25 protein-coding genes are annotated in these 25,394 nt (G+C 65.6%); 13 read left to right on the forward strand and 12 right to left on the reverse strand.

The features are described 5' to 3' along the window. The first annotated feature begins 31 nt into the window (after window positions 1-31). The 5 genes from HBE64_RS04625 (at window position 32) to HBE64_RS04645 (ending at window position 5,386) form a co-directional block, all read left to right on the forward strand. Entirely contained in the window at window positions 32-1,222 is a 1,191-nt protein-coding gene (locus tag HBE64_RS04625) for a bifunctional DNA primase/polymerase (protein ID WP_167098297.1), read from the forward strand. After that, complete coding sequence (locus HBE64_RS04630) at window positions 1,212-2,405, forward strand: AAA family ATPase (protein WP_167098300.1); 1,194 nt, start codon at window positions 1,212-1,214, stop codon at window positions 2,403-2,405. Before HBE64_RS04625 ends, HBE64_RS04630 begins: the two co-directional genes overlap by 11 nt. A 362-nt stretch (window positions 2,406-2,767) precedes the next feature. Further along, a complete protein-coding gene (locus HBE64_RS04635; RefSeq protein ID WP_167098303.1) occupies window positions 2,768-3,199 on the forward strand; it encodes a hypothetical protein in 432 nt (143 codons plus the stop codon). 77 nt (window positions 3,200-3,276) lie between these two features. Next, window positions 3,277-3,915: a recombinase family protein gene (locus tag HBE64_RS04640; RefSeq protein WP_167098306.1), complete on the forward strand. Its 639-nt coding sequence runs from the start codon at window positions 3,277-3,279 to the stop codon at window positions 3,913-3,915. 43 nt (window positions 3,916-3,958) lie between these two features. Then, the gene (locus HBE64_RS04645) at window positions 3,959-5,386 is read left to right on the forward strand and encodes a tyrosine-type recombinase/integrase (RefSeq protein ID WP_167098309.1); all 1,428 of its coding nucleotides are present in this window, start codon (window positions 3,959-3,961) and stop codon (window positions 5,384-5,386) included. Here HBE64_RS04645 and HBE64_RS04650 read toward each other — a convergent pair. The 3 genes from HBE64_RS04650 to HBE64_RS04660 are packed head-to-tail and all read right to left on the reverse strand — an operon-like array spanning window position 5,383 to window position 7,124. After that, complete coding sequence (locus HBE64_RS04650; protein ID WP_167098312.1) at window positions 5,383-5,757, reverse strand: hypothetical protein; 375 nt, start codon at window positions 5,755-5,757, stop codon at window positions 5,383-5,385. The genes HBE64_RS04645 and HBE64_RS04650 overlap by 4 nt on opposite strands. Continuing rightward, the gene (locus HBE64_RS04655) at window positions 5,754-6,356 is read right to left on the reverse strand and encodes a hypothetical protein (protein WP_167098315.1); all 603 of its coding nucleotides are present in this window, start codon (window positions 6,354-6,356) and stop codon (window positions 5,754-5,756) included. The genes HBE64_RS04650 and HBE64_RS04655 overlap by 4 nt, the downstream gene beginning before the upstream one ends. 60 nt (window positions 6,357-6,416) lie before the next feature. Beyond that, window positions 6,417-7,124 (reverse strand): hypothetical protein, encoded by a 708-nt coding sequence (locus HBE64_RS04660; protein WP_167098318.1) that lies wholly within the window; start codon window positions 7,122-7,124, stop codon window positions 6,417-6,419. Between the two features lie 521 nt (window positions 7,125-7,645). Between HBE64_RS04660 and HBE64_RS04665 the strand changes: the two genes are divergently transcribed. Further along, the gene (locus HBE64_RS04665) at window positions 7,646-9,232 is read left to right on the forward strand and encodes an NF038122 family metalloprotease (protein WP_167098321.1); all 1,587 of its coding nucleotides are present in this window, start codon (window positions 7,646-7,648) and stop codon (window positions 9,230-9,232) included. Window positions 9,233-9,235: 3 nt separating this feature from the next. On the opposite strand, the gene HBE64_RS04670 is transcribed toward HBE64_RS04665, so the two are convergent. Continuing rightward, window positions 9,236-9,829: a hypothetical protein gene (locus tag HBE64_RS04670; protein WP_243841496.1), complete on the reverse strand. Its 594-nt coding sequence runs from the start codon at window positions 9,827-9,829 to the stop codon at window positions 9,236-9,238. A 133-nt stretch (window positions 9,830-9,962) separates the two neighbouring features. Here HBE64_RS04670 and HBE64_RS04675 point away from each other — a divergent pair, with 133 nt between their 5' ends. After that, on the forward strand, window positions 9,963-10,865 hold the full coding sequence (locus HBE64_RS04675) for an NAD(P)-dependent oxidoreductase (protein WP_167098324.1): 903 nt from the start codon (window positions 9,963-9,965) through the stop codon (window positions 10,863-10,865). Between the two features lie 11 nt (window positions 10,866-10,876). Here HBE64_RS04675 and HBE64_RS04680 read toward each other — a convergent pair whose 3' ends face one another. Continuing rightward, window positions 10,877-12,391 (reverse strand): MFS transporter, encoded by a 1,515-nt coding sequence (locus HBE64_RS04680; protein WP_167098327.1) that lies wholly within the window; start codon window positions 12,389-12,391, stop codon window positions 10,877-10,879. 195 nt (window positions 12,392-12,586) lie between these two features. Between HBE64_RS04680 and HBE64_RS04685 the strand changes: the two genes are divergently transcribed. The 3 genes from HBE64_RS04685 (at window position 12,587) to HBE64_RS04695 (ending at window position 14,238) form a co-directional block, all read left to right on the forward strand. Then, window positions 12,587-12,838, forward strand: a complete 252-nt coding sequence (locus tag HBE64_RS04685) for a hypothetical protein (protein ID WP_167098330.1) — start codon at window positions 12,587-12,589, stop codon at window positions 12,836-12,838. Between the two features lie 2 nt (window positions 12,839-12,840). Continuing rightward, window positions 12,841-13,326, forward strand: coding sequence for a cupin domain-containing protein (locus tag HBE64_RS04690; RefSeq protein WP_167098333.1), 486 nt, complete (start codon window positions 12,841-12,843; stop codon window positions 13,324-13,326). 90 nt (window positions 13,327-13,416) lie between these two features. Beyond that, window positions 13,417-14,238, forward strand: coding sequence for a family 16 glycosylhydrolase (locus HBE64_RS04695; RefSeq protein ID WP_208300645.1), 822 nt, complete (start codon window positions 13,417-13,419; stop codon window positions 14,236-14,238). Window positions 14,239-14,244: 6 nt separating this feature from the next. Here HBE64_RS04695 and HBE64_RS04700 read toward each other — a convergent pair whose 3' ends face one another. Next, complete coding sequence (locus tag HBE64_RS04700; protein WP_167098336.1) at window positions 14,245-16,023, reverse strand: diguanylate cyclase domain-containing protein; 1,779 nt, start codon at window positions 16,021-16,023, stop codon at window positions 14,245-14,247. Between the two features lie 483 nt (window positions 16,024-16,506). Between HBE64_RS04700 and HBE64_RS04705 the strand changes: the two genes are divergently transcribed. From HBE64_RS04705 to HBE64_RS04715, 3 genes are all read left to right on the forward strand, one after another. Further along, on the forward strand, window positions 16,507-17,370 hold the full coding sequence (locus HBE64_RS04705) for a cyclopropane mycolic acid synthase family methyltransferase (RefSeq protein ID WP_167098340.1): 864 nt from the start codon (window positions 16,507-16,509) through the stop codon (window positions 17,368-17,370). A gap of 68 nt (window positions 17,371-17,438) precedes the next feature. Further along, the gene (locus HBE64_RS04710; protein ID WP_167098342.1) at window positions 17,439-17,933 is read left to right on the forward strand and encodes a VOC family protein; all 495 of its coding nucleotides are present in this window, start codon (window positions 17,439-17,441) and stop codon (window positions 17,931-17,933) included. Window positions 17,934-17,991: 58 nt separating this feature from the next. Further along, entirely contained in the window at window positions 17,992-18,696 is a 705-nt protein-coding gene (locus tag HBE64_RS04715; protein ID WP_243841497.1) for a hypothetical protein, read from the forward strand. Window positions 18,697-18,726: 30 nt separating this feature from the next. Here HBE64_RS04715 and HBE64_RS04720 read toward each other — a convergent pair whose 3' ends face one another. From HBE64_RS04720 to HBE64_RS04745, 6 genes are all read right to left on the reverse strand, one after another. Further along, window positions 18,727-19,758, reverse strand: coding sequence for an acyl-CoA dehydrogenase family protein (locus HBE64_RS04720; RefSeq protein WP_167098345.1), 1,032 nt, complete (start codon window positions 19,756-19,758; stop codon window positions 18,727-18,729). Between the two features lie 118 nt (window positions 19,759-19,876). Further along, entirely contained in the window at window positions 19,877-21,025 is a 1,149-nt protein-coding gene (locus HBE64_RS04725) for a hypothetical protein (RefSeq protein ID WP_167098348.1), read from the reverse strand. A 134-nt stretch (window positions 21,026-21,159) separates the two neighbouring features. Continuing rightward, complete coding sequence (locus HBE64_RS04730; protein WP_167098351.1) at window positions 21,160-21,948, reverse strand: DUF4239 domain-containing protein; 789 nt, start codon at window positions 21,946-21,948, stop codon at window positions 21,160-21,162. A 31-nt stretch (window positions 21,949-21,979) separates the two neighbouring features. Then, window positions 21,980-22,798, reverse strand: a complete 819-nt coding sequence (locus tag HBE64_RS04735; RefSeq protein ID WP_167098354.1) for an acyl-CoA thioesterase II — start codon at window positions 22,796-22,798, stop codon at window positions 21,980-21,982. 26 nt (window positions 22,799-22,824) lie between these two features. Next, complete coding sequence (zwf, locus tag HBE64_RS04740) at window positions 22,825-24,318, reverse strand: glucose-6-phosphate dehydrogenase (RefSeq protein WP_167098357.1); 1,494 nt, start codon at window positions 24,316-24,318, stop codon at window positions 22,825-22,827. Window positions 24,319-24,364: 46 nt separating this feature from the next. After that, window positions 24,365-25,369, reverse strand: a complete 1,005-nt coding sequence (locus HBE64_RS04745; protein WP_167098360.1) for a GTP-binding protein — start codon at window positions 25,367-25,369, stop codon at window positions 24,365-24,367. Window positions 25,370-25,394 lie beyond the last annotated feature (25 nt).

The raw sequence follows: 25,394 nt of genomic DNA on the forward strand, positions 1-25,394 counted from the left end.
CAAATCCCAACGATGAAAGATGGCACTATCAATGATACCCGCGGATGAGCCTGACCGCTTAACCGATCCTTTCCGATTCGCTTGTGCCACATACAGACAACGCGGATGGCTGGGAGCTCTTCCACTGCCCGCCGGCCAGAAACATCCCCCGCCCACCGGTTGGACTGGGCGCAGTGCTCCGTTCCCCGGCGATGAGCAGATCACCAAGTGGGCCAAGATGTCACGGTACAAGCACGGCAATATTGCTCTGCACCTTGGCTTCCCGGTCAGCGTCGGCACTGACACGTTCGAGGTCGTCGGCATCGACGTGGACGACTACGGGGAGAAACACGGCGGGAAGCAGCTGGCAGCGCTGGAAGCCGAACACGGTCGTCTACCTGACACCTTCATCTCGTCGGCTCGAAGCGACGGGGTGAGTGGGATCCGATTCTTCCTTGTACCGGTGGGTCTGGACTTTCGGGGTAAAGCGGCTGGCGCGATTGAGATTGTGCAGAAGAAGCACCGCTATGCGGTGGTGTGGCCGTCAGTGAACCCCGACCCCGGCACCCGTTACGTGTGGCACGACTACGGCCAAGTACCCGACGGCACCAACACGTTGCCTGCGGTTCCCGATGTGACGGCACTCCCTCGGTTGCCCGAGGCCTGGTTGGCGTTCTTGACCAACGGCCTCTCTCCCGACGTAGACGTTCCTGTTGACACGGTCTCGACGCCCGATGAGTTAGTGGCGTGGACAGCGACAGCGTTCGGCGGTGAGCCTGACAACGTGCCGTGCGAGCGGATGCACAATGCCGTCGAGAAGTGGCTGACTGCCATCGTCGACGAGGAGAGTTCTCACGACAAGATCACCAACGGGCACTGGGAGATCTTGCAGTTGGCCAGTGAAGGCCATCCCGGGTGGCGCACCGCCACGGCACAGCTCGAAGAGGTATACATCCGCACAACGCTGAAGCGTGGCAAGCGGGGCGTGGGCGAGGTCCGCGATGAGATCGCTCGCAGTTACATCCACGCTCTGCGCAAGCTCCGCGCGGGGTACCTCGGCGGCAAGGCCGCGTGCCCGTGTTTCCCGGCCGAGGGCACCGAGGACTACGAGCTAGTGATGGCCGCTCTGGCGCCGGGCAGTGCATGGCGGCTGCAGCGCCGACCAGGCCGCTACCGGCGGCTGTACCGGCCACGATATCGTCCCGCCTACCGCGCGAGGGGTGGTGCGCGTCATGGAGCTTGACGACGAACTGGCGCGTGAACTTGAGGAGCGCTTTGACGATGACGTCGCCAACCGATGCTACGACCTACGGGTGCAGAACGAAGCGCGGCGTCTCCAAGCCCTCGAGTCGTGGGAAGAACCCGAAGACGAGGGCGATCTAGCCCATCAAATCGCCAACCCGGAGCCCGACATCGGCCATCTGGTTGAGGGGCTAATCAGGGCGCGAGGCATCGTCCAGATCAACGCCCAATACAAGGTCGGCAAGACCACCCTCGCTTCGGTCAACCTCCCGAAGGCGCTCGTCACGGGGGAGCCGTTTCTGGGGCGGTTTAGTGTGCACTTCGGTTCCGATGAATGCGTGGGGATCTGGAACCTGGAGGTTGACCGCCAGGACATAGTCGACTGGCTCGCCCAGATTGATATTCCCGATCCCGACTGCAAACGCATCTTTCCAAAGTGCCTACGCGGCAACCGCGCCATGGACTTCCGCAACGAGTTGGCGATGGAGTGGACGGTTAACTGGCTGAAGGACCGCAACATCACGGTCTGGATTATTGATCCGTTGAGCAAGCTTTATCGGGGTGAAGAGAACTCCAGCACCGAATACAACGAGTGGTGGTTGGTCCTGGAAGACATCATGCGCCGTGCGGGGGTACGGGTGACCGTCCTGGTACATCACTCTGGGCACAGCGGGGAAGGTCGCGCACGCGGTACGTCGGCGATGATGGGCAACCCCGACGTGCTGATCGAATACCGGCACGGAGGGGCGCACGGTGAAGCACCACCGGACACTAAGCGGTGGCTAAAGGCGTTCGGGCGGCGTGTGGATCAGCCTGAGATCCAACTCGATTGGAATCCGGGAACGGGCGCCCTGGTGGTGGATCCGCACGGAGGCAGCAGGGCTCTGGCGGAGGTGGAGCGGATGGCGAAAAGGTTTTACGCGGCGGTGATCGACGCGGACAAGCGCGGCCTCCATCCCAACAAGTCCACGCTGTTTAAGACGTTGGGTTGGTCTTCGAGCGGCAATGGCGCCTCCAAGCCGAACTCCGCCCGTCAGTACGCGCTCGACAAGCACTGGGTTGTGGTCGGAGAGAAGGGACAAGGCGGCATTCCGCACAGCCCTGGACCGGCATCCCCCAAGGACGGAAACGTCATTCAGCTCGGGACGCACGAAAACGCCAACTCAAACAAGGACAGCGAATGACGAATCCGCAGCGTAATGGGGGTTGGTCCGTAGGTCCCGGTACATCCCCGGTACGTCCCGGACTTCCGGTTGGTCCGTACGTCCCGTCCCTCTTAGGGGACGTACCAACCTAATGACCGGTCTGTGTGGAACCAGAAGTATTGCAAAGAGAGGACATTGTGATGAGTGACCTATCGACACCGGAACCTACTGAGGCGCCATGGAAGGGCAACGAGGCGACGCGCTGCCTAGCCCACAAGAAAAACGGCGCACGCTGTCGCCGCCAAGCCCGACGAGGTACAACCGTTTGCGATTGGCACGGGGCGCGCGCACCGCAGGTGAAAGCTAAAGCACGGCAGCGTCTTGATGAGGCTGCGGACCGCATGGCGAAGCAGTTGTTGAATATTGCGGACAGTGCCGATTCTGAAGCGGTGAAGCTGGCCGCCGTGAAGGACGCGCTCGACCGGGCGGGCCTGAAGCCGCCTACACAGGTCGAGGTTGGCGTCGGGCCGAAGCCCTGGGAGAAGCTCGTCGCGTCCATGGAGCCGATGAGCCGGGCAGAGTCGCGCGCCCGGCGGGGCGTTCCCGACGTAACCCCACCGCTCCCGCCGCAGCGTGCCCTGGCGGCGTCGGACGGCTCGGAGATCATGGACGCTGAGGTGGTAGACCCGCCTAGCTCCGACGCTACCGACATGCCGGCCACGAGTCGGGGCAGCGCACCTGCCACGCCTGCGCAGCCGCCTACGCCACCAGGGACTGGGCTGATGACCCTGGAAGAAGCGAATGCAATTGTCCGACAGCGTTATTCAGGCTAGCTGGCGTACCGTTCCGGGGCGTAAGGCGGAACCGGACGGTTACGCCCCGTAGGAGAGGGGACGCAATGCCACCACTGATGTTCGGCTACACGCGCGTGAGCACCGACGAACAAGCCGAAACCCGTAACGGGCTGGAAGCCCAGCAAGCGGTTATCGCCGCCGAGGCCACCCGGCGGGACTGGGACATGGAGTACTTCACCGACCCCGGCGTCACCGGCAAGATTGTCGGTCCACAACTGCAGGAAGTGTTGCAGCTGTTGTCCTCTGAACAAGGTGAAGGTCTGGTGGTTTCGAAGCTCGACCGGCTGTCGCGATCAATCCTCAACGCCTCCAGGATCATTGAGGCGGCTAACGAGCAAGGGTGGGCACTCGTTGTACTGGATCTCGGCGTTGACCTGACGACCGCAGCGGGCAGGATGATGGCGCACACGATGTTGTCCTTCGCCCAGTACGAGCGCGAGCTGATCTCTGAGCGCACTAAGGCTGGACTCGCCGCCAAGAAGGCCCGCAACGAACCCATCGGACGTCCACGCCTGGCCAAGCCCGGTGTTGTGCGGCGGATCGTCTTGGACCGCGAGGCGGGGCTGAGCTTCGACCGTATCGCCAGTGCACTGACCGCCGAAGGCGTTCTCAGCCCTGCTGGCCGGCCAACCTGGCAGCCCTCCACGGTGCGGCGGATCTACCAATCGGCCAGCGCTGCAGCCGAGGTGGCGTGATGCCCGACGGCCACCAGCGGTACTACGGACCGGAGGGCTTCTGATGGCGTATATCCGCACCCACGAGACCGCCAACCGGCGACGCGGTAAGTCCGTCAAGCGGTACGAGGTGATCTGGAGGGAGCCGGTACGCGACGGCTTCGGGTTACCCGTGCCGCTGAACCCGGCCAACCCCGACGGCCCGAAGCAGATGCGCTCGCGGCAGGAGTCCTACCCGACGCGTGAAGCCGCGCAGGCGCGCGTAGACGAGCTGAACGTCGCCCGCCACACCACCGGCACCAGCTCCCTGGCGGAGCAGAAGAAGGCTGGTGAGTTGCCGTTCGGGTATTACGCGCAGGCGTGGTTGGAGTCATTGGAGGTCCGCGTGCAGCAAGGCACCCTCAAGCAGCGCACCTACGACGACTCCCACCGTCAGCTCCGGCGGTACGTGTTGGATCGCTTCGGCGGGACAGCCATCGCCTCCATCAGCCCCATGGACGCGGAACAGTTCGTGGCGGCGCTAGTGCGGCAGCCCTCCAGCCAAGGCGACCACAAGCCCCTCGCCCCGGCCACAGTCACCCACGCCTGGAACACGTTCCGGGCGGTGATGCGGTATGCGCAGCGGCACAAGGCCATCCTCCACAACCCGTGCGAATCGGTGGACTTTGCCGCGCGGCGGGCCGTGGGCGATAAGACGGCCTTCGAGCACAACCCCCTGAACGCGACGCAGATTGCAGCCCTGTCGGGCGCGATTACGGACGTCGGGTACCCGGTGTACGGGTTGATGGTGACGTTCTTGGCCTACAGCGGATTGCGCGCCAGCGAGAACGCAGGCCTGGAGATTCGGGACCTCGTGTTTAAGCCGGGGCCACGGTGCTCGGTGCAGGTTCGCCGCACCAAGCAACGGCGTAGTGGTGAGTGGGTGACGGGCACCCCGAAGTCGAAGCGCTCCCGCCGGTCAGTGTCGTTGCCGCCGTGGCTCGCTGAGCATATGGCCGCCTACCTGGCGGAGCATCCCCGCGCCGACGAACCCACCGCTCCGCTGTGGCCGTCCCGCAAGAACGGCGGCAGCTACCGGCCGAAGGGTGCTCGGTACGTGGTGCCGTTGGATTGGTCCCAGCCGCTCGCTATGGGCACCTTCTACGACACGATCATGAAGCCCGCCTTGGAGGCGGTGGGGCTGCCTGCGAGCCGGCCAGCTTCCACAGCTAAGGACGGCACGCCGATTCCGGCGGTGAGAGGTGTTCGGCTGCATGACCTTCGGCATTCGTTCGCGGTGATGCAGTTGATGGCGGGGGAGTCGTACATGAAGGTTGCGCACATGATGGGCCACTCCACCCGCACCCTGGTCCTGGACACCTACGGCGATTGGATCCCGGAGGACGAAGGCGGCACCGCCAACAACCTGCCCGAGCCTCCGAGCCCCATTCAGGACGCCGAACCGACGACGCTGAGCAACGTGGTCAGTTTGCTTGGCCGCAAAGCGAATTAGAACGGTGGCTCTTCAATGTCTAACTCATTAAGCGCATCTGAAAGTGTGGCCTCCCGCGCCTTTAGCTTCTCACCCTTCGAAACCTGATCATAAAGTTCTTGAAGCTTCACGGGTTGGGACCAAGCGTCGTCCTCGATCGTGTCTACGAGTTTACCGCTGTTGTCATACAATTCGAAGTAGTAGGGCTTCTGGCCATCCCGGTCCCTCGAATAGATTCGCATGGAGCTTCGTGTGAGAGACAGTTCGTACACGTCGGGCTCGACTTGGTCCCACATTGGCCTGTCGGCCTGTATCGCGGCCCGCGTCCGCTCAACGAGCCCGTCAATCAGACTTTGTAAGCGTTGGTTGTAGTAATCGTCTTCGTAGCTCACGTGGGTTCCTTTACAGTCTGCTGAGCCGACAGAGCCCCCAGGTCCGTTGTCACGTCGATCATGGCCCTACGGAACAGCTTGGTTTCTTTGCCCCAGTCGGTTTCCTCATCGAAGTTGAAGGCTTTCTCCTTCAATGTCGATGCCGCGGTCAGCGATTTTTGAATCTTGGCCATGACCTCGGCTTCGGCCTTCACATTTTCATCCAGGTACTCGCGGCAGGTGCTGGCGTGCCAACGCCAGTCTTGCAGAAGGTGGATGGCTAGGTCCTTAGCCTTATTCCGGATTGCGTGCTCCGCCATTTCTTCGAGGCTCCGTAGCTGGGGTAACAATACCGCGACGGACATGGCCTTGAATTGGCCTCGGGCACCTTCGGCAGCGTCCTTAGCGGCGTCGGCTGCCGTCTCGGCGTTCTGGGCTGCGGTCGTGGCCAGGTCGATCTGCTTCTCTGCCTGAGTGATCTGAGTTCTCGCCTGGTGTATTTGGTAGAACGCAAAGCCGAACCCCACCGCACCTAAGGGGGTCTGCAAGTACAGATTCGTCCACTCAAGTGCGTGCTTGACGTGCTCTTGCCAGGACACGCGCCCCCTCTCGGTCTTCATGCCATGCGTATCTGACGTTGTGCAGCGATCGACCCAGGCTAGGTTGCGGGCGCGAAACGACTAGAGTCCGCCGCCCATTTCGATAGCGGCCACAGCCTTGGCCGCAGCTGTACCGAGCGCAATGGTTCCGTCAACAACTTCCTTGCGTGCGAACAACTCCCGGAGCCTCGTGTACCACGGCTTAAGCTCTTTGTCCGTGGATGCGTCGCCCGCGGTAGTGATTGTGTCGCGCAGTAATGTTGTTGCGCGGGCGAGTTGAAAATCGCCTTGGATGTGATAGTCGTGCAAAACCCAACGGACATGGTTGATCAGGTTCAGTAGGTAGATGGAAAGGGACCGAGGAATTGTCGTCTCCTTCGACAACAGCTCGAGCAGCTCGGTGAGTCCGTCCTTCGCGCGTTGGACGTCCTCATCGGTGTATTTCGGGACCAAACCATTTAGGAGCGGAGCAAGCGTCTTAAGGAACCGCAGTGACGTTTCGTCGAACTGTACGGCCTGCGACCACCCGCTTGGGTACGTCAACACCATGGCGGTCCAGTTCGGCAGTTCCCGGCGGAACTCTTCCACGTCCATACCTGTGGTCTGCTCCAAGGTATCGAGCAGCTCACGGATTTGAGCGATGTAGCCCAGGGCGATTTCGTGCATGCGGAGCGCGTGGTCTCTGTTATTACCAAGGCCCCGAACTATCTTTGGAACGGTGTTCGTCGATATGTTCGGCGGGTTCCACTGGACCAGATTGTTGAGCAGCAGTTCGGCAGGGTTGGCCACGTGAGCATTCTATGTGACGCGGGCGACAATCTACTGAGGTGTCCTGGCGCCTTCGTAGCAAACAACCGTCACCCCGGCGTTACCCCGGCGGCCAGGGCGATTCCCAGCTAAATCCCCACGGTTCTAAGAGGATCCGAGGGAGTCCCGTACGGACTGCAAAAGACCAGGCTGAACGAGGTTTTGGACACCGACAGAGTCAATTTCTGCTGGTAGCAGCAAAGCCCAATTCCGTTCTTAAAATCCGCACAGTGTCGGTTCGAGTCCGACTGGGGGCACCAATGCTCCCGCGTCGGGAGGCCGATCCGGCAAGCCTCCGAACAGCGACAACACCTGCTCTGTTCTGTCGCCCCGCGGTCTCTCCTTCAACTATCTGCCAGCCGGCTCCCAGCTCTCAACGGGGAGGCCCGGTCACAATGAGGCATGGCGGGCGGGTCCGGGTCGCGAGCAGACCCGTGAAAGCGGACGAAGCAAACGGCACAGTGCACCGTCGTACTGACCGACGGGGCAACCGCCGCGCCCGTGTGCCCTTCGCTTGGCTGGGCACCGGCGCCCTCGCCCTGGGGCTGGGCGCCGCGATGGCCAGCGGCACCGGAGTCGCCCACGCAGACAACACGGCATCGACGGGCCACACCGGCAAGCCCGCATCGTCGACTGGAAGCGACTCAGCCAAGCGGTCGGGCAAGGCGACGAAAGTGGCCGAAGCCGTCGTCGCCGTCGGCGGACCAGCCGAACCTTCCGCGCGCCCGGCCGCCAGCACCGGCGGCAACCGCGGCCCCGGCTCGGTACCCATCACCACCGAGGCGGCCAGCCCCACGACACCGAGGCCCACGACCGCGACCGCCGGGTTCGGCCCCAGCTCCGCTGAGCTCATCCGGCCAACCCGGCCGGCGACACCCACCGTCACCGTGAACCCATTGCTCGGTGTGGTCACCGGAGTGCTGTCGGCGTTCGGGTTGAACGGTCCCGCCGAGCCCGCTAATCCTCTGGGCGCGGTGGCATGGATCGTGCTGCGCGCCGTCGAGACCAGCGCCGGCCTGACCCCGGTGGCCGGAACCCCGACCATCGGCACACCCAATTCCGCAACCGGAACAGTCACCGGCACAACGGGATTCACCGAACCGGCGGGACAACCGCTCAACTACAGCGTTACCACCGATCCCGCACTCGGATCGGTCACCCTCACCCCGGCCGGGGGCTTCACCTACACCCCGACCGTCGCAATCCGCCTGGCCACCACCGACACTTTCACCGTGACCGCCTCCGACGGGCTGGCCGCCACCTCCGAATCCGTCACCGTCCCAGTCCCCGGGCAGGCCAGCTCTGCTGTCATCAGCCCATCAGGTCTGGTCATCCACCTCATCTGGGATTCCAGCGTCGCCAAGGCGCCGGCATCATTCAAGGCCGCCGTCGAGCAGGCCGCCCAGATGCTCGAGTCGACGGTCACGAACAACGTCACGCTGAATATCGCTGTGGGGTATGGGGAAATCGGTGGCTCCTCCATCGGCTCGGGCTCGGCCGAGGGAGCGACACTTGGTGATCAACAGGAGAGCTACGCAGTGCTCAGAAGCCAGCTCACCGCCTGCGATACCACCGCCATCGGGCGGTCGGTGGTCGCCTACCTGCCCGCGACCAACCCGTTCGGTTCGCTCAGCTATGACGTGTCGGGCGCCCAGCTCCAGGTCTTCGGCGTCGACCCGGCCAACAGCCCACAGCTCGACGGCGAAGTCGGCTTCTCGACCGACTGGCCCACCGCCGAGCTGCTTGCCGCGGCGCTGCACGAACTGACCCACGCCATGGGCCGCAACTCCGGCTGGGGATCAGCCGTCAACGGTTATGACGTCACCCCACTGGATCTCACCCGGTATTCGGCACTCGGGCTGCTGGTGTGCGACGGTTCCTTGGCGCCCTCGACCCGCCCCCAGTATTTCTCGGTGGACGGCGGCGCCACCGCGCTGGCCGATTACAGCAACACCTCGGACTACGGCGACTGGGCGACCAACAGTCTTACGTTCACCGACCCGTACGACGCCTACTCGAACCCGGGCTCCAACTCGTTGACCGCCGCCGACGTCGCCGTGCTCGACGCGATCGGCTACACCACCATCTGACGTTCAGGCCGCGGGGTAGCCCAGACTCCAGCCCCGGTAGGTCCAGCCGTAGCCCACATGGGGACTCGGCAGGATCTGGATGTTGTGCCCGTCGCCGTACCCGCGCTTGAGTCCCTGGACACCGCCGGAGATGTACGTCCCATCGCCACGGGCAATGTCGATGTGGGCGCCGAAGGGGCTCTTGCTGAAGACGAGCGCGCCCCGCGGGGCATTCATGTCGGTGTGTAGCCGCCCCTGCTGAAGAAGGGTTTGGTACATGGTTTCGGCGGCGCCGTCCCACCCGTACTGTGCCTGCGACACGTTATAGGCGTAGGCCACGAATGCCTCGCATCCGTAGGGGCCGAACATGTCTGACCCGAGCGCACGTTCGGCCCTGGCGATGGCGTCGTCGGCTCCAGGGACTGCCCAAGCCGACGCTCCGGGGAGCGCCTGGGCCGAGCCTGTGGACCCGAACAGCAGTCCTGCAGCAAGCAGGCTGGCAGACAGTGACGAACAGATGCGGGCGTTCAACTCGTGGCTCCGTTCCGACGTGCATGTGGCCTTGTGCATGACGCCGCGACTCGACTCGGCGAGGGCGCGTTCACCAGGCTCGTTCAACAAAAATTAGTGTCGCGTTCAAGTGTTGCTCACTTACCCGCCGCGCGAAAGTTGAAACCGCTGGTTCTGCGGGTGAGGTCGGGCACTGAGACAAAGCCCCGTCCCCAGCGCCGGGCGTGCCTACCATCAGCCGATGCGCGGATCCAAGATCTTGATCACCGGTGTCACCGGCCAGGTGGCCGTCCCGGTCGCCCTGGCCTTCGCGGCCGACAACGAGGTGTGGGGCGCCGCCCGCTTCACCGACCCCGCCGTGCGTGAGCGCCTCGAGAAGGCCGGCGTCCGCTGTCACACCGTCAACATGGCTGCCGGCGACTTCACCGGGCTCCCGTCCGACTTCGACTACGTCATCAACCTGGCGGTAGCCAAGAGCGGCCGCTGGGACAAGGACCTGGCGGTCAACGCCGAATCGGCAGGCCTGCTCATGGCGCACTGTCGCGGCGTCAAGGCCTTCCTGCACTGTTCCTCCGGGGCGGTCTACGACCCGCCCGACGACCAGCCCCGCACCGAACGCACCGTCCACGGCGACAACCACAAGCCGCTGTTGCCTACCTACTCGATCTCCAAGATCGCCGGGGAGGTCGTTGTCGCGACCATCGCACGCACCCTCAACGTCCCGGCCACCATCGCGCGCCTCAACGTCCCCTACGGCGACAACGGCGGCTGGCCGCTGTTCCAGTTCGAGATGCTGCTCGCCGGCATCCCCATCCCCGTCCCGCCCGGCGGACCTGCCGTCTACAACCTGATCCACGAAGACGACATCATCGCCATGATCCCGAAACTGCTTGAGGTGGCCTCGGTTCCGGTCACCACCGTCAACTGGGGCGGCGACCAGTTCGTCAGCATCCAGGAGTGGTGCGCCTACCTCGGCTCACTCGTCGGGAAGACACCGGTCTTCGAAGAGACCGATCAGGCCCTGCGCGGTAATCCGTTGGACGTCACCAAGATGCACGAACTCATCGGATCCACCCACGTCGACTGGCGCGACGGCATGCGCCGCATGGTCGCGACCTTCCACCCGGAGTTGGTCAGCCCCTAGCCGATCGGCGCTCACGGCGAGCGCGGCAGCTGAGCACCCTCGGCGCGCACCGAGCCTCGACGCCGGGCCGCTTCGCCTGCCGCAAGCGGCGTCGCGATGTCTTCCAGGGACCTGCCCTCGGCGTCGACGGCGAGGAACCACGCGACCAGCCCGCCTCCGATCATCACCGCCGCGCCCAGCAGATAGCCCAGGAACAGTTGGAATGGCTGGGAGCCGTCTCCGATCAGCGCACCGTAGATCACCGGGCCCAGGGCGCCGAAGCACTGGGCGATCGCGAAGAAGACGGCGATCGCCTTGGCGCGAACCTCGAGCGGGAAGATCTCGCTTACCGTGAGGTAGGCCGAGCTGGCACCGGCCGAGGCGAAGTAGAAGATGACACACCACGCGATGGTCTGAGTCAGGGCGTTGAGCAGCCCGGCGTTGAACAGCACGGCACTGACGGCCAGCAGCACGCCAGAGAGCCCGTAGGTGCCCGCGATCATCTTCCGGCGGCCGATGGTGTCGAAGAAGTGCCCGATTGTCAACGGGCCCAGCAGGTTACCGACGGCGAACGCGATCAGGTACAGCGGCGTCGTCTCCGATGCCACGCCGTAGAACTTGCCCAGCACCAGGGTGTAGGTGAAGAAGATCGCGTTGTAGAGGAACGACTGGCTGATCATCAGCGAAGCACCCAGGGTTGAGCGACTCGGGTACTCGCGGAACAGCACTCGCGTCAGTGCCAGATACCCGATCTTCTCGGTCGGCCGCAGCTCGATGGCCTTGCTCTTGTCGACTTCGGGCAACGTCACACCGGTGGCCTTGACCTCGCGTTCGATGTAGTCGATCGACTCTTCGGCGGCGGACTCCCGGCCGTTCATCACCTGCCAGCGCGGGCTTTCCGGGAGGTGTCGCCGCACCACCAGGATCACCAGGCCGAGCACCGGGCCGATCAGGAAAGCCAGCCGCCAGCCCACGCTGAGATCCATCGACTTGAGGAACACGAACGTCCCCAGCGTGCCGAGTACCGCACCGGCCCAATAGGTTCCGTTTACTGCGATGTCCACCCGGCCGCGATAGCGGGCCGGAATCAGTTCGTCGATCGCCGAGTTGATGGCCGCGTACTCGCCGCCGATGCCCATCCCGGCGATGAACCGGGTGACATAGAGGAACGCCACCCAGCCCGCGCCGTTGCCCAGTGTCATTGCGGTCAGGCCACTGCCGACCAGGTAGACCCCGAGGGTCACCATGAACAGGTTGCGCCGACCGAGCTTATCGGACAGCCGCCCGAAGAACAGTGCCCCGACCACCTCGCCGGCCAGATACACGGTCGCCAGAAATCCCACCGCCGCCGAGGACAGGCCGAGCGTTTCGGGCTGGCTCAACGTATCCGCGACGGCGCTGGCGATCGTGATCTCGAGGCCGTCGAGAATCCAGGCCACGCCCAGCGCCACGACCATTCGCGTGTGGAACGACGACCACGGCAGCCGGTCGATCCGCGCCGGAATCAGGCTCCGGATCGCCCCGTCACTCTCGGTAGGTGCTGCCATGATCGCCTCCTTGCGAAACGGCGTACTACCGACCGGGACTTCCCACCAATCCGTCGCGTGAAACCAAAGAATTGACGGACGAAAACGTATGCTGACCGGCACCGGCGGATGCGGGGCTTTCGGCCCTAGTGTCACGCCGTCAGTGTGACGATCGTGAGGACGGCTGCGCGTCATTGGAACGAGGAGAGGTTGCCCATGCTGTTCGCATTTCCAGCGATAGGCGCCCCGGGCAGCATGCTGGTACCGATCCTGCTGTTGGTGGTCATCGTATTGGCCACCGCGGCATGGGTTTACAGAGATGCCAAGGCATCCGCCGGCCGCGGCCGCCCAGTCGTCTCCTCGGTGGGCTCGGTACAGCTCAGTACGCCGATAGCGTGGTTCCTCGCCTGCGTGCTGCTATGGGAGTTCTGCTTTCCCCTCTACATCGACAGCCGCAGCGTGTTTTGAGAGTGGACCGCAAGCGGCTGCAGTTGACCATCACCGCAGTCTTGCCATGCCTCGCCGTGCCGGCAGTGGTGTGGCCGGGAACTGCTGCGGCCGAACCCGTGACCACCATCAACGGCAGCCCGCCGCCCGGGATCCTGCAGTCACTTGACGACGTCGAGACGATGATCGACACCGTCACGGCGGACGGCAACCGGCTCCTGGTCATGCAGGGAACCCGTCGGGCCGGAACCCGCTCTGCCATCCACGTCCACGACTACGGCGGATACACCTGCGTCCTGACCGGCGTCATCACCGATTACGTCGAAGGGCAGCCGCCCGGGACATACTCTGCGGGCACCTGCTACTACATGCCCCCGGATGTCCCGATGGCCGCGGTGAACCTCGGCACCGAGGACGCCCGCCTGATCGACAACTTCACCCTGCCGCCCGGCGGGATGCCGATGACCGTCCTCGAGCCGAACCCGGCAGCCGCGATGACGATGCCCTGAAACCAGGGCAGCGGCGCAGGCTGTGCGACAAATTCGGTGCGTTGGCGCTCCGGAGACGGCCGCTGACCTTATGGTTTAGCCGTGCCTGAGTTGGATCGCCGAAACATGTTGCTGATGTCGGGGCTGGGCCTGTTGGCCGCGGCCGTCCCGCTCCCGAGCGCGCAGGCGATGCCATCGCCGCTTCCCACAGCCCCGGCGGGTGGCTACCTGTTCGCCGACGAATTCGACGGTCCCGCGGGATCGGCCCCCAATCCGGGGAACTGGACGGTGCAGAACTGGCAGGACGACGTCTGGCCACCTGTCGCCAGCCAGTACCGCGACGACCGGCAGAACGTCTTCGTCGACGGCAACTCGAACCTCGTGATCCGCGCGACGCAAGACAACGACACCTACTACAGCGGCAAGGTGCGGGGGAATTGGCGAGTCCCCATGGGCCACACCTGGGAAGCCCGGGTCAAACTCGACTGCATCAACTCGGGAGCCTGGCCGGCGTACTGGGCAGTCAACGAAGACCCGCTGCCCGACGGCGAGGTCGACATCATGGAGTACTACGGCAACATGAGCTGGCCCCCGGGAACCACGGTGCACGCCGCATCGAACGGCAAGACGTGGGAGAGCAAGTCGATCGCCGGCTTGATCGACGGTGGCTGGCACACCTGGCGGATGCGCTGGGATGCCGACGGATTCAAGTTCTGGCGGGACTACGTCGACGGCGCGGCTCCGTACTTCTCGGTGCCGCCCAAGCCGATCCCGGTGCACGGCAACCCGACTGACCTTCGCTGGCCGTTCAACAATCCCGGCTATTGGCTGGCGCCGATGTTCAACCTCGCCATCGGCGGCCCCGGTGGCGGTGACCCCGCCCTGACCAAGTTCCCGATCTCGATGCTCGTCGACTGGATCCGCATCTGGTGACCGACGTCAGTTAGGCCGGACGGTCTCCTGCGGCTGCTCCAGGACGACGGTGTTTCGGTCACCGGCCTTGGCCCGGTACATCGCGGCGTCGGCGCGGGCCATCACGGCGGACACCGTTTCACCCGGAATGGCAAGGGTCGCACCGATACTCAGCGTGGCACGAATCGTCTTGCCGTACTCGGTGATCGGCTCGGCGGCGTGACTGCGGATCGTCTCGCTGATCTGGGCCAGCTCCTCGATGCTGCTCAGGCCGGGCAGCACCACGAGGATCTCGTCACCGCCGGTGCGGCCGACCGTGTCGCACGGCCGGACCCGGTCGCGGATTCGGGCCGCCAGAGTCGACAGGACGGTGTCGCCGAAGCCATGCCCCCAGGTGTCGTTGATGTCCTTGAAGCGATCGACGTCGCAGAACAGGATGCCCAGGTGCACACCGAAAGCCGGCGGGTGTTCCAGTGCAGCCTCCAGCCGGCTGATCGCCTCGCGGCGGTTGGCCAAACCGGTCAGGGTGTCGAACCGGGCCAGCTGTTCGAGCTGCTGCTCGACTTTGACGCGGTCGTCGACGATGCGCAGCGCCGCGATGATTCCGTCGCGTTGCCCGTTGGCGTCGACGTAGGGCTTAGCGTGGCCGTCGACCCAGCGGTAGTCGCCATCGGCCGCACGCACCCGCAGCCGCTGGGCGACGGAAGTACCGACAGTGGTCTGACGCAGTACGGCCACGACGTCGGGGAGGTCGTCAGGATGGATCTGACTGGTCAACTCCGAGCCGATCCACTCGTCCATCCGGTATCCCAAAGCGGCCTTCACCGACGGGGACACCCACTCCACCACGTTGCCCTTCAGGTGCACGATGATGTCGACCGCGTTGTCGGCCAGGATCCGATAGCGCTTCTCGGCCTCGGCGCGTTCCCGGGCCAACTGCTCGCTGCGGATCAACATGTCCTGCTCGCCGCGGCGCAGCCGGAATCCGATGACCATGGCGATGGCCGTACAGATCAGGACTGACAACGCGAAGGCCGCTCGCTCGCTGCGGCCCAGCGCCAAGAAGGTCAGCCGCAGCAGCGCCACGACAATCGGAAAGCCGATGCCCAAACCCAAGAGCCGCGCGAGCGCCACCCAGTCAGGACGGGAGAGCAGCCACACCAGCGGCGGTCGGTCGGGGCGCGCCGTCGACAGCGACACCAGAAGCAGCAGCATGGCCACGGCGGTCGCCATCGCCATGCCGGTCTTCGGCCCGTCGTACACCAGCGTTGTCGCGCCGAACAGGTAGGCCATCACGGACAGAATCGGGATGAGTCCACCCCCGATGACGCACACCCCCCACAGGGTGGGGGCTCCGCGGCGGTCCAGCCGGATCGATGCGGCAAGCACCGTCAGGGGGAGCAGCGACCCCGCGGCCTGCAGGCTCGGTCGGCCAGGCCACGGTGATCGGGTCATCCGCAACGCGTCAGCAAACCACATCTGGTCGAAGCCCAACGATCTGCCGGTGGTGCGCTCCACCACGACCGCGACCGCCAGACCCGCCACCGCAATCGCGATCACGCGGCCGGCCCACACCCGGCTGGGTCCCGATCGGCCCGATTGCAGGAGCACCGCCACGGCCAGAGCGGCCAGCGACAGGGAAGTCCAGGGTGTCATCGGTGGCCAGGTACGACTGATCCGCGTCAGGAATACGGTTCCGGTAGCCCAGCCCGCCCAGTTGAGCGCGGCGACGACGAGCACGAGCCCCGCGGCGGCGCGACTTGTCCGCGCCAGCAACACTCGCAACGGAGTCCGGGGCCGGTCCATCGGCAGCGCCTCCCCCCAGGTGGTGCAGCGGCACTTCTTGCCGCACGAGTATTTTCAGCGGCTTCGGCCTGCTTGGCAACTGGCCGCGCGGATAAATGGGTGGTGTTGATTGCGCATCCAGGGCGAAGATCCGGCCGGATTCCCGCGCTCAAATGACGCATCCGTCAACAACGGCGTGGTTTCTGACATCTGCTCAGTAGGGTTTGACACGGTGGCGCAGGGAGCGCTTTGATGATCTGGTTAAGAAACTAGCCGGCCTGGGGCCGGTGTCGCTGCCCGGGGGGCGAGGCACTGGATTGTTGACCACCGCCCAGATGTTCATCAGATCTCTAGGACGCAGCCACCCGAGTGTGACTGCAGCTCAACGAACTTCGCGCCAGCGAAGAGAGCAAAGCCGCGGGTTGTATTGCCGCGCAGTCAATTTCACTATTGCTCTCTGCTGGCGCATGGTGCCGCAATAGAACTGAAAAGGACCGGCCCCCTATGGCAAAACGGTTGACCCCGCACTTCGACGACGTTCAGGCCCACTACGACCTGTCCGATGAATTCTTCCGGTTGTTCCTCGACCCGACGCAGACCTACAGCTGTGCGTACTTCGAGCGCGACGATATGACATTGGAAGAGGCCCAGATCGCCAAAATGGATCTGGCACTGGGCAAGTTGGGTCTGCAGCCCGGCATGACGTTGTTGGACGTCGGCTGCGGCTGGGGCGGGACGATGATGCGCGCTCTGGACAAGTACGACGTGAACGTCGTCGGGCTCACGCTGAGCAAGAACCAGGCCGACCACGTCCAGCGCTTGTTCGACGAGTCCGACAACCCGCGCTCCAAGCGAATTCTGCTGCAGGGCTGGGAGCAGTTCGACGAGCCCGTGGACCGCATCGTGTCCATCGGGGCTTTCGAGCACTTCGGCTTCGACCGCTACGACGACTTCTTCGCGTTCGCCTACAACGCGTTGCCCGACGACGGCGTCATGTTGCTGCACACCATCCTCGGGCTGCGTCCCGAGGACGTCTTCGAGAAGGGCATCAAGCTGACCTTCGAGCTGGCCCGGTTCTGCAAGTTCATGATCACCGAGATCTTTCCCGGCGGCCGGTTGCCGTCGATCCCGATGGTCGAGGAGCACGCCGCCAAGGCCGGCTTCGACGTCACCCGGGTGCAGTCTCTTCAGCCGCACTACCCGACGACACTCGACTTCTGGGCCGAGGCGTTGAAGGCCCACGAGGACGAGGCCATCGCGATCCAGTCCCAGGAGGTCTACGACCGCTACATGAAGTACCTGACCGGCTGCCCACATCTGTTCCGCGTCGGCCTCATCGACGTCTGTCAGTTCACCGTGGCGAAGTAGCCCGCCGTCGACTCCCGGTGATCGATACACCGGCCCACCAGGCGCCTGAGCTCTGTCACACTGCGCTGATGATCCAGGGCTTCTCGCACGTCGGCATCTGCGTCACCGACCTCGACCGGTCGATCCGCTTCTACACCGGGGTGTTCGGCTTCGTCGTGCTCTACCAACTCGACTTCGAGAACAACGAGGTCGCCGCCACCATGGAGCAGGAAGGCACGTTCCGCTCGGCGATGCTCATCCGCGATGACATTCGCGTCGAGCTGCTGCAGTGGGTTGACGTCGAGACCACCGGCTCCGGTCAGCGCAAGCCGATGACCGAACTCGGCTTCACCCATCTGTCGTTCCGGGTCGAGGACGTCGACGGTCTCACCGAGGCCATCGTGGCCGCCGGTGGGCAACTGGTGGAGTCGACGCGCACCGTGCTCGGCGACCTCGAGGACCCCACGTCGGGCCGGTTCATCTACCTGACCGACCCGGACGGCACCCGCATCGAACTCATGCAGAACGTGCCTGACCTCTCGGGCATCAGTGCCGCGGACATCGCCGCCGCGGCCGCCGGTTAATCGGAGTCTTTCGGCGCGCCAGGGCGGCGATCCAGCCGATTGACGCGATGATACGGATGTGACTGCTGATACCAATGTGACTGAGGCTGAGCCGTCGGCGGCCGAGCCTGGCCAGCAACCCGCCCAAGCCCCGCCGCAGCCGCGCGCCTGGTCGATGCCCAAGTCCCCGGTCACCCGCACCCAGGCCGACCAGATCGGCCGCGCCGCGGTCGCGGCCGTGGCGGCGGTAGGTCGATCCGCGGCCGGCATCGCCCGTGCCGGCGCCCGAGTCATCCAGCGGATCTGGCACGCCGCCCAAGCCGTGCCGCCCGCGCTGCAACTGTTCTTCGGCTCGGCCGTGCTGGGGCTCCTCGGCGTGGTCGGCGCGATCGCGCTGCACACCACACTCGGCCTGATCTGCACGGTCGTCGTCATCCCGATCTGCGCGGCGATCCTGGGTGCCCTCGGATACCGCTGGTACAACGGCCTCGGCGCCGCTGCGCCCGGCGGGCAGGCAGCCGAGCCGGCCGAGTCCGACCTGATGCGCTCGATGACCTACGTGGACCGCAAGCTCACGACTGCGCTGACCTCGTTCGGCACCGAACACCACCAGCAGGCGGTGATCGCCCTCTTCCAGGCCAAGACCGCCGTCGAATTGACGCTGGGCACCGAGGAAGACCCCGCCAACTACTCGGACATCTCGCTGCGCCCGGACGACTACGGTCTGCGCCCGCGCAGCGTCGAACCGGCTGTGCGCGAGAGCAATTCGCTGGCTGCGTCCTGAGCGTCGATGTGCCGCGACGAGCGATTGACCCTATTCCTGAGTGTGGGACATCTGGTCGATCAGCGATCGCTTGAGTTCCGGCCTGCTCGCGGCGACCAGGGTGAACAATGCCGATCGGGCCAGCAGCTGCGCGGGATCCGATCGAAGCAACGACGGCCCGCCCCTCGCCGCGACCAAAGCGCCCGCGGCGCGGGTGGCCAGTTCGCAGCCGTCGGAACGGGCTCGCAGAAGGGCCGATGCGTCGCCAAGGCCGGCGTCGAGCCGAGCCCGCACCGCTGCAGCCTCCGCGCGTAGCGCGTTCGCCGCCGCAGCTTCCCCGGCGTCGTCGAGCAGCCGTACGCAGCGACCGACCAGACCGATCGGAAGCGTTGCGTTGAGCCGCGACCCGTAGTTCTGGTTGGTCATGAAGTCGGCACGCGATACCCGGCTCGTGATCCGCTCGTCCGGGATGAACAGACCCTCCAGCTCCAGCGCAACCGTCTGTGACGCGTCGGCCACGAACAGCGGCTGGGGCGTCACCGCCGTGATACCGGGTTGGGCTGTGGCGCTGACCAAACCGGCCACAATGTCACCGGTTTCGGTGTCGCCTGCTGAGATTTGAATGACGTCGATGATGCCCCAACCGCTGACGAACGGTGCGTGCCCCGACAGCCGCCACCCATCGGACACCTGCTGCGCGCGCATCCTGGGTGGCACCGGCACAGCCCCGGCGTAGGCTACGCCGCCGCGAATCCGCCCGCTGATCGCACCGGGAAGAACCTCGTCTCGCAGGACGTGATTCGTGCTGGCTGCCAGCGCGGCGAGCATCCCGTGGTGCTGTACCCAGGTGAACGCGGTAGTCAGGCAACCGCCCGCCATCGCCTCCAGGATCTCGATGATGTGCGGCAGGCTCAGGCCGGGACCGCCGTACTCGGCTGGCGCGGCGACACCGTACAAGCCGGCTTCGGCGATTGTCTCCCAATGCGTCTCGGGGACGCGTCCGGTCCGATCCACCTCAAGTGCCGCAGGAAACAGCACGTCGTCGGCGATCTCGCGGGCTCGTTCGACAAGGTTGGATGTCACAGCGCGACGCTAGCGGGTTGGCGCGTGCTTCGGGCGGGGCGTGTGGAAATCTGCCGCCGTCGAAAAGCACATCGGGTGGGACCCTGTCGTGAGGCCCCACCCGATGCGCATGTGTCGACTACTCGCCGGTGCTGCGGCCGCTGCCGCCCGCTGCGGCGGCGTGCGCGGTCTTCTCCGCCGAACGGCTGGCGTCGTGGCTGCCACGTGCCTCACCGCGCGAACGGTTAACGCCGCCAACGCTCTTGGGCGTTGTCACCGTGGGTGAATCGTCGCCGGCGCCGGCCGGATCCGTCGTCGCCGCACGGGTCTTCGTCCCGCCACTCGAAGTCGCCGGTGTGTCAGCGGCGTCGGTCTGGGTCTCGGCAGCCGCCGCCGGGGCGGCCGTCGTCACCGTCACCGTGGACTTCAATGCCGGGACTGCCGCCGCGGGCGCGGCCGACAGCGGAACAGGTGCAGGTGCTGCGATGGCCTTGGCGATGGTGTCCCGGACGTTCAGCAGCGCGTTGACCAAGCCGGCCGCGAAGTCAGTGCCCACGCTCAAGATCCCGGTGGTGCCCTGCGGCGCGTACCCGTTGAGGAAGGCGTTGGTGAAAACAGCCGGCGCATTGACGATCGCACCGAGGGCGGCGGTGATGTTCCCGGCCGACAGCGCGTCGTAGATGGCTTGCCCGGTGTCACCGACTGCCGCCACCACTCCGGCAATCGGGTTGAGTGCCGCCAACCCGATCGGCAGCAGCGCGTTCGGCAGTGCGGTGAGCACGTTGGCGACGTTCTGTGCGATTTGCCCGGGGATGTTGAACACCGGCAGCAGGCTGATCACCGGAGCCAGGACCAGGCCCAATCCGGCCTGCCAAACGGTCTGGGTGGCGGCGCTGATCTGGCCGGCGGCCAGCTGCTGGCCCGCCGTGAGCAACGCCTGGGGGATCGAGGTGATGCCTGCGACGAGACTGCCCCCGGCTTGCGACAGCGCAGTGGCGATGGTCTGCGCATAGGCGAGCTGGTTCGTGACGAGCTGGCTCAGGATCGGGCTCGGGTCAGCCTGAACGACGCCGCCGAGCGCCGCGATGTTGTTAAAAGTCGTGTTCAGGACGTCGACCCAGGTGGTGATGGGGTCGGCCGACCCGGTCAGCGTCGTTGCGATGCTGGACACGCGCAAGGCCGGCAAGTGCTCGGCAGCCGGTGCGATCACAATCGGCGACAGGGCGATGGCGCCCGCCGTCAGCAGGGCCGCGCCTTCGGTGACTTTGGAACGTAGTAATGCCTGCACAGCAGATCCCCTAACCTAGTCGGTAACTTACTGACGCGTAAGGTTACTTCGAAGTAAGAGTACTAAGGGTCGGTTTTATTAAATTCGCTAGCTTGGTTGCTGCCAAGGTCCTGCCAGGCGCCTTGGAACAGGCTTTATCGGCCAGGGCCGAGAACCGCGATCACCTCGTGCAACGGATCGGATGACGTCGCGATCCCACCCAGGAACGGGTGGGAGAGCTCGAGGATGAGGAACAGGTTGGTCGCGATGATCAGGCCCACGATCGCCACCATCGGGTAGTGCATCCCGGCCTTCTCGACCCCGTAGATGACCACCGTGCCGACCACCATCGCGCTGGTCAGAAAAATCACCGCCCACAGTGGCCAGGGTGGTCCGGTGTCGTCGCGTGCGGTGAGCAGCCGTACGGTGCGGGCCTGGCTCACTGAGTCCAGGTTGGCCATTGACGCCGCGAGCGCGCTCTTCTGGGTGTCGGTCGACGCGTCGGCCTGGCGATAGGCCGCCGATACCTGCGCCAGTGCGGCGTCGGCCTGCGGGGAGCGGGTGCCGGTGCCGTCGTCCCACTCCGCGATCGCGGCCTGCTCGTAGCGGAGCAGGCTCTCCCGGATGCGGTCGCTGTCGGGCTTGGCGAAAACGTCTACATTCCTTGCCATTTCGACTGCAGCAGCCCCCTCGGCGCGGGCGTTCGCGTCGGTGGTACTGGTCTGTCCCCACATCGAGGACACCACGAAACCGATGAAGAATGCGTAGATGAACCCGATGAAGCCGTAGGTGAACTTGGTGACGTCGTTGTGTTCGTCGCCATTGAGGGCGGGAAACCATCGCCGCACCAGCATGGCGAGGAGCATCGCGCCGCCGGAGATCAGGACGATCAACCCGGCGAGAAGCAGCCCGGGCGGGATGTGACTCACGATCCAGCCAGTCATCGGATCAACACTATGGCACCGCAGGCCCGGGTCAGTTCGACGGCGGGAAGTACGTCTCCTGTTCGACGGTGCAGACCAACTCGCCGGTGCGGTTGAACATCTGCCCGCTGGCCAATGCCAAGGCGCCCGTACTGCTCGGCGTCCACTGGTCGTAGAGCAGCCAGTCGCGAAGATCGGCCGGACAGTGAAACAGCACCGAATGGCCCCGCTGTGCGGACTCGCCGACCTGGCCGCGCGGCACGTTGACCGGCTCGGCCAGGGTCACCGCCGACAGGTAGACCACCATCGCGGCGACCAGCGCCGGATCGCCGGGCACCTCACCGCGGGGCCGCCACCAGATCCGCGATCTCGCGGGCGCCTCCGTGCCGGCGTCGACGACCTTGCGATCGAACCACTTCAGGCTGGCCCAGCCGCCCTCGTAGGATTCGGCGAAATGCGGGGCCGGCTCCGGCAGGCCTTCTGGCGCAGGCACTTCCGGCATCGACGGCTGGTACTCCACGCCGTCGGGTGCATTGACGGCCACCGTGAACGACGTCATCGCCTCCAGGAGCAGGCGGCCGTCCTGGCGGGCGCTGATGCGGCGTGCCGAGAAGGTGCGCCCCTCCTGCAAGTCGGCCACCTTGAAGTCCACCGGCCGGCGCGCATCGCCTGCCCGCAGGAAGTAGGTGTGCATGCTGTGCGGGATGCGTGCCGGGGCGGTGCGCGCCGCCGCGATCAACGCCTGCGCCGCGAGGTGCCCACCCAGGATGTGGTCGAGCGGGGCGGGCAGTTGGGCACCGACGAAGGATGTCGCATCCACGCGGTGAAGCGACAACGCGGCCAGCACCGCAGGATAGGACGATCGCGTCACCGGCGAAATGCTGCCAGACGGTGTTACTACTTCTTCTCCCGCCACACCCGTTCGAACGGCAATCGCCAACTGTTCGGGGCGATCAGCTGGTGAATGGCATTGGGGCCCCAGGTGTCCTGGGCGTACATCTTGACCGCGGGCGGATCCTCCAGCAGGTCCGCCGAACGCTCCCACAGTGATTCGATGCCCTCGGCGGTGGTGAACAGCGTGTGGTCGCCGCGCATCGCATCCAGGATCAACCGCTCGTAGGCCTCCAGCACGTCGTCGGAGTAGTCGGTCTCCTGGGTGGAGAACTGCATCGACAGCTTCTCCAGCTTCATCCCCGGCCCGGGGCGCTTGCCGTAGAACGACAGCGACACCTTCGACGCGTCGGCCAGATCGAACGTCAGATGGTCCGGGCCCTGCGAGCCGACCCCCGAGCCGGGCGGGAACATCGTGCGCGGCGCCTCCCGGAAGGCGATCGAGATGATCCGCTGCCCCTCGGCCATCCGCTTGCCGGTGCGCAGATAGATCGGCACCCCAGCCCAGCGCCAGTTGTCGATCCCGACCTTGAGCGCGATGAACGTCTCGGTGTCGGAGTCACGGGCCACCCCGTCCTCGTCGCGGTAGCCGGTGTACTGGCCGCGCACCACGTTGGCGGTGTCGATGGGCAGCATGGAGCGGAACACCTTGTTCTTCTCCTCGCTGATCGCGCGTGGCTCCAGCGCGGTCGGCGGCTCCATCACCACGAACGCCATCACCTGGAACAGGTGGGTGACCACCATGTCCTTGTAGGCGCCGGTGCTCTCGTAGAAGTTCGCCCGATGATCCAGGCCGAGCTTCTCGGGGATGTCGATCTGGATGTGGTCAATGAAGTTGCGGTTCCAGATCGGCTCGAACAGGCCGTTGGCGAACCGGAACGCCAGGATGTTCTGGGCGGCCTCCTTGCCCAGGAAGTGGTCGATGCGGAAGATCTGCGATTCGCGGAACGTCCGGTGGACGAAGTCGTTGAGTTCGATCGCGCTCGCCAGGTCGGTGCCGAACGGCTTCTCCATCACCACCCGGGAGCGGGCGACGAGGTCGGCCTCCTTGAGCATCGTGATGACGGCCTGGGCGGCCTTGGGCGGCACCGACAGATAGTGCAGCCGCCGGACGGTGGGGCCCAGCGACTCTTCGGCCTTGGCCACCGCGGCGGCCAGCGCCTCAGGCCCGGCGCTCTGCGGCACGTAGGTCACCCGGCTGGCGAACTCCGCCCACTCCTCGTCGCTGAGCTTGTGGCTGCCGAAGTCGTCGATGGCCTCGTGGGCGATCGCGCGGAACTCCTCGACGGTGTAGTCCTCCAACGACGTTCCGACCACCTGGATGGACGGTGCCAGCGCCGACTTCACCAGGTACGCCATACCGGGCAGCAGCTTGCGCTTGGCGAGGTCGCCGGTGGCTCCGAACAGCACGATCACATGCGGAGCCAGCGGCTCCTGCTCACGGCGGCGGGGCCGGGAGCCGGGGGAGGGGTAGGCGATCTGCGGTTTGTCTGTGTCCACGACCGGATGATTTCACCTGCGTGCCAACGCCGCACGGCTTAGCGCATCAGCCCATGCTCAGGTGCCGTTGCAGGCGGCGCGCCGCGGTGCTCGACGGCGGCGCGGCGGCGGGCGCCAGCGCGTCGACGAGCCGGGCGCGCACGGCGTCGACGTCGAGGTGCATGCCGATCGCGACCAGCTCGGTGCGGGTGTCCGACGAGGCGCCGCGGGCGATGTGCACCGACGGGCCGACGACGTTGACCACGACGGTGCGCACCGCCGAACGCTGCCGCACCGCGACCGTGCCTTTGATCCGGTACACCCCGGCGGGCGGGTTCTCCAGCAGATCGAGCAGTCGCTCGATGTCGACGGCAGCCTCGGCGGTCACCGTCACCGCATCGGCGTGCACGTGGTGATGGACCGGTTCGTCGACGAATGCGTCCCGGAACGACAGCTGGCCGCTCTCGTCGGTGGCAGCGGCGACGTCGTAGAGCAGCGCGGGGTCGATGCGGCCCTCGGTGACCCCGACGACGTGGACCCGCGAGTTGCGTTCCCGCACGCGGTCTTCGATGCGCTGCAGGGTCGCGGCGCGCTCACTCTCGGGAATCTGGTCGAGCTTGTTGACCACCACCAATGTCGCCGCGCCGTAGCGCGCCGGGGCGGCGCCGCCGCAGTCGACGGTCTCGAAGTGCCGCGCGGCGTCGACGACGTCGACGACACCGCCGTCGCGCACGCCGCCGATCTCGCTGAACCCGATGATGCGGGCCAGCGCCGCCGGGTCGGCCAGCCCGCTCGCCTCGACGATGATCGCGTCGAGCCGCAGCCGCGGGTCGGCGAGCCGGGCCAGTGCGGCGTCGAGCTGACCGTCTTCGGGCAGGCAACAGATGCAGCCGCCGGCGATCGATGCGGGCTCGTCGATCTGACCGCTGATCAACGAGGCGTCGACATTGATTTCGCCGAAGTCGTTGATCACGACACCGACCCGGGCCCGTGGGGTGCACAGCACGTGGTTGAGCAGTGTCGTCTTGCCGGCGCCGAGATAGCCGGTGAGTGCGATGACCGGAATCGCCATGCCCGCGAGAGTAACGCGCGGGCCG

The sequence above is a fragment of the Mycobacterium sp. DL592 genome (genome assembly GCF_011694515.1).
Classification (GTDB): Bacteria; Actinomycetota; Actinomycetes; order Mycobacteriales; family Mycobacteriaceae; genus Mycobacterium.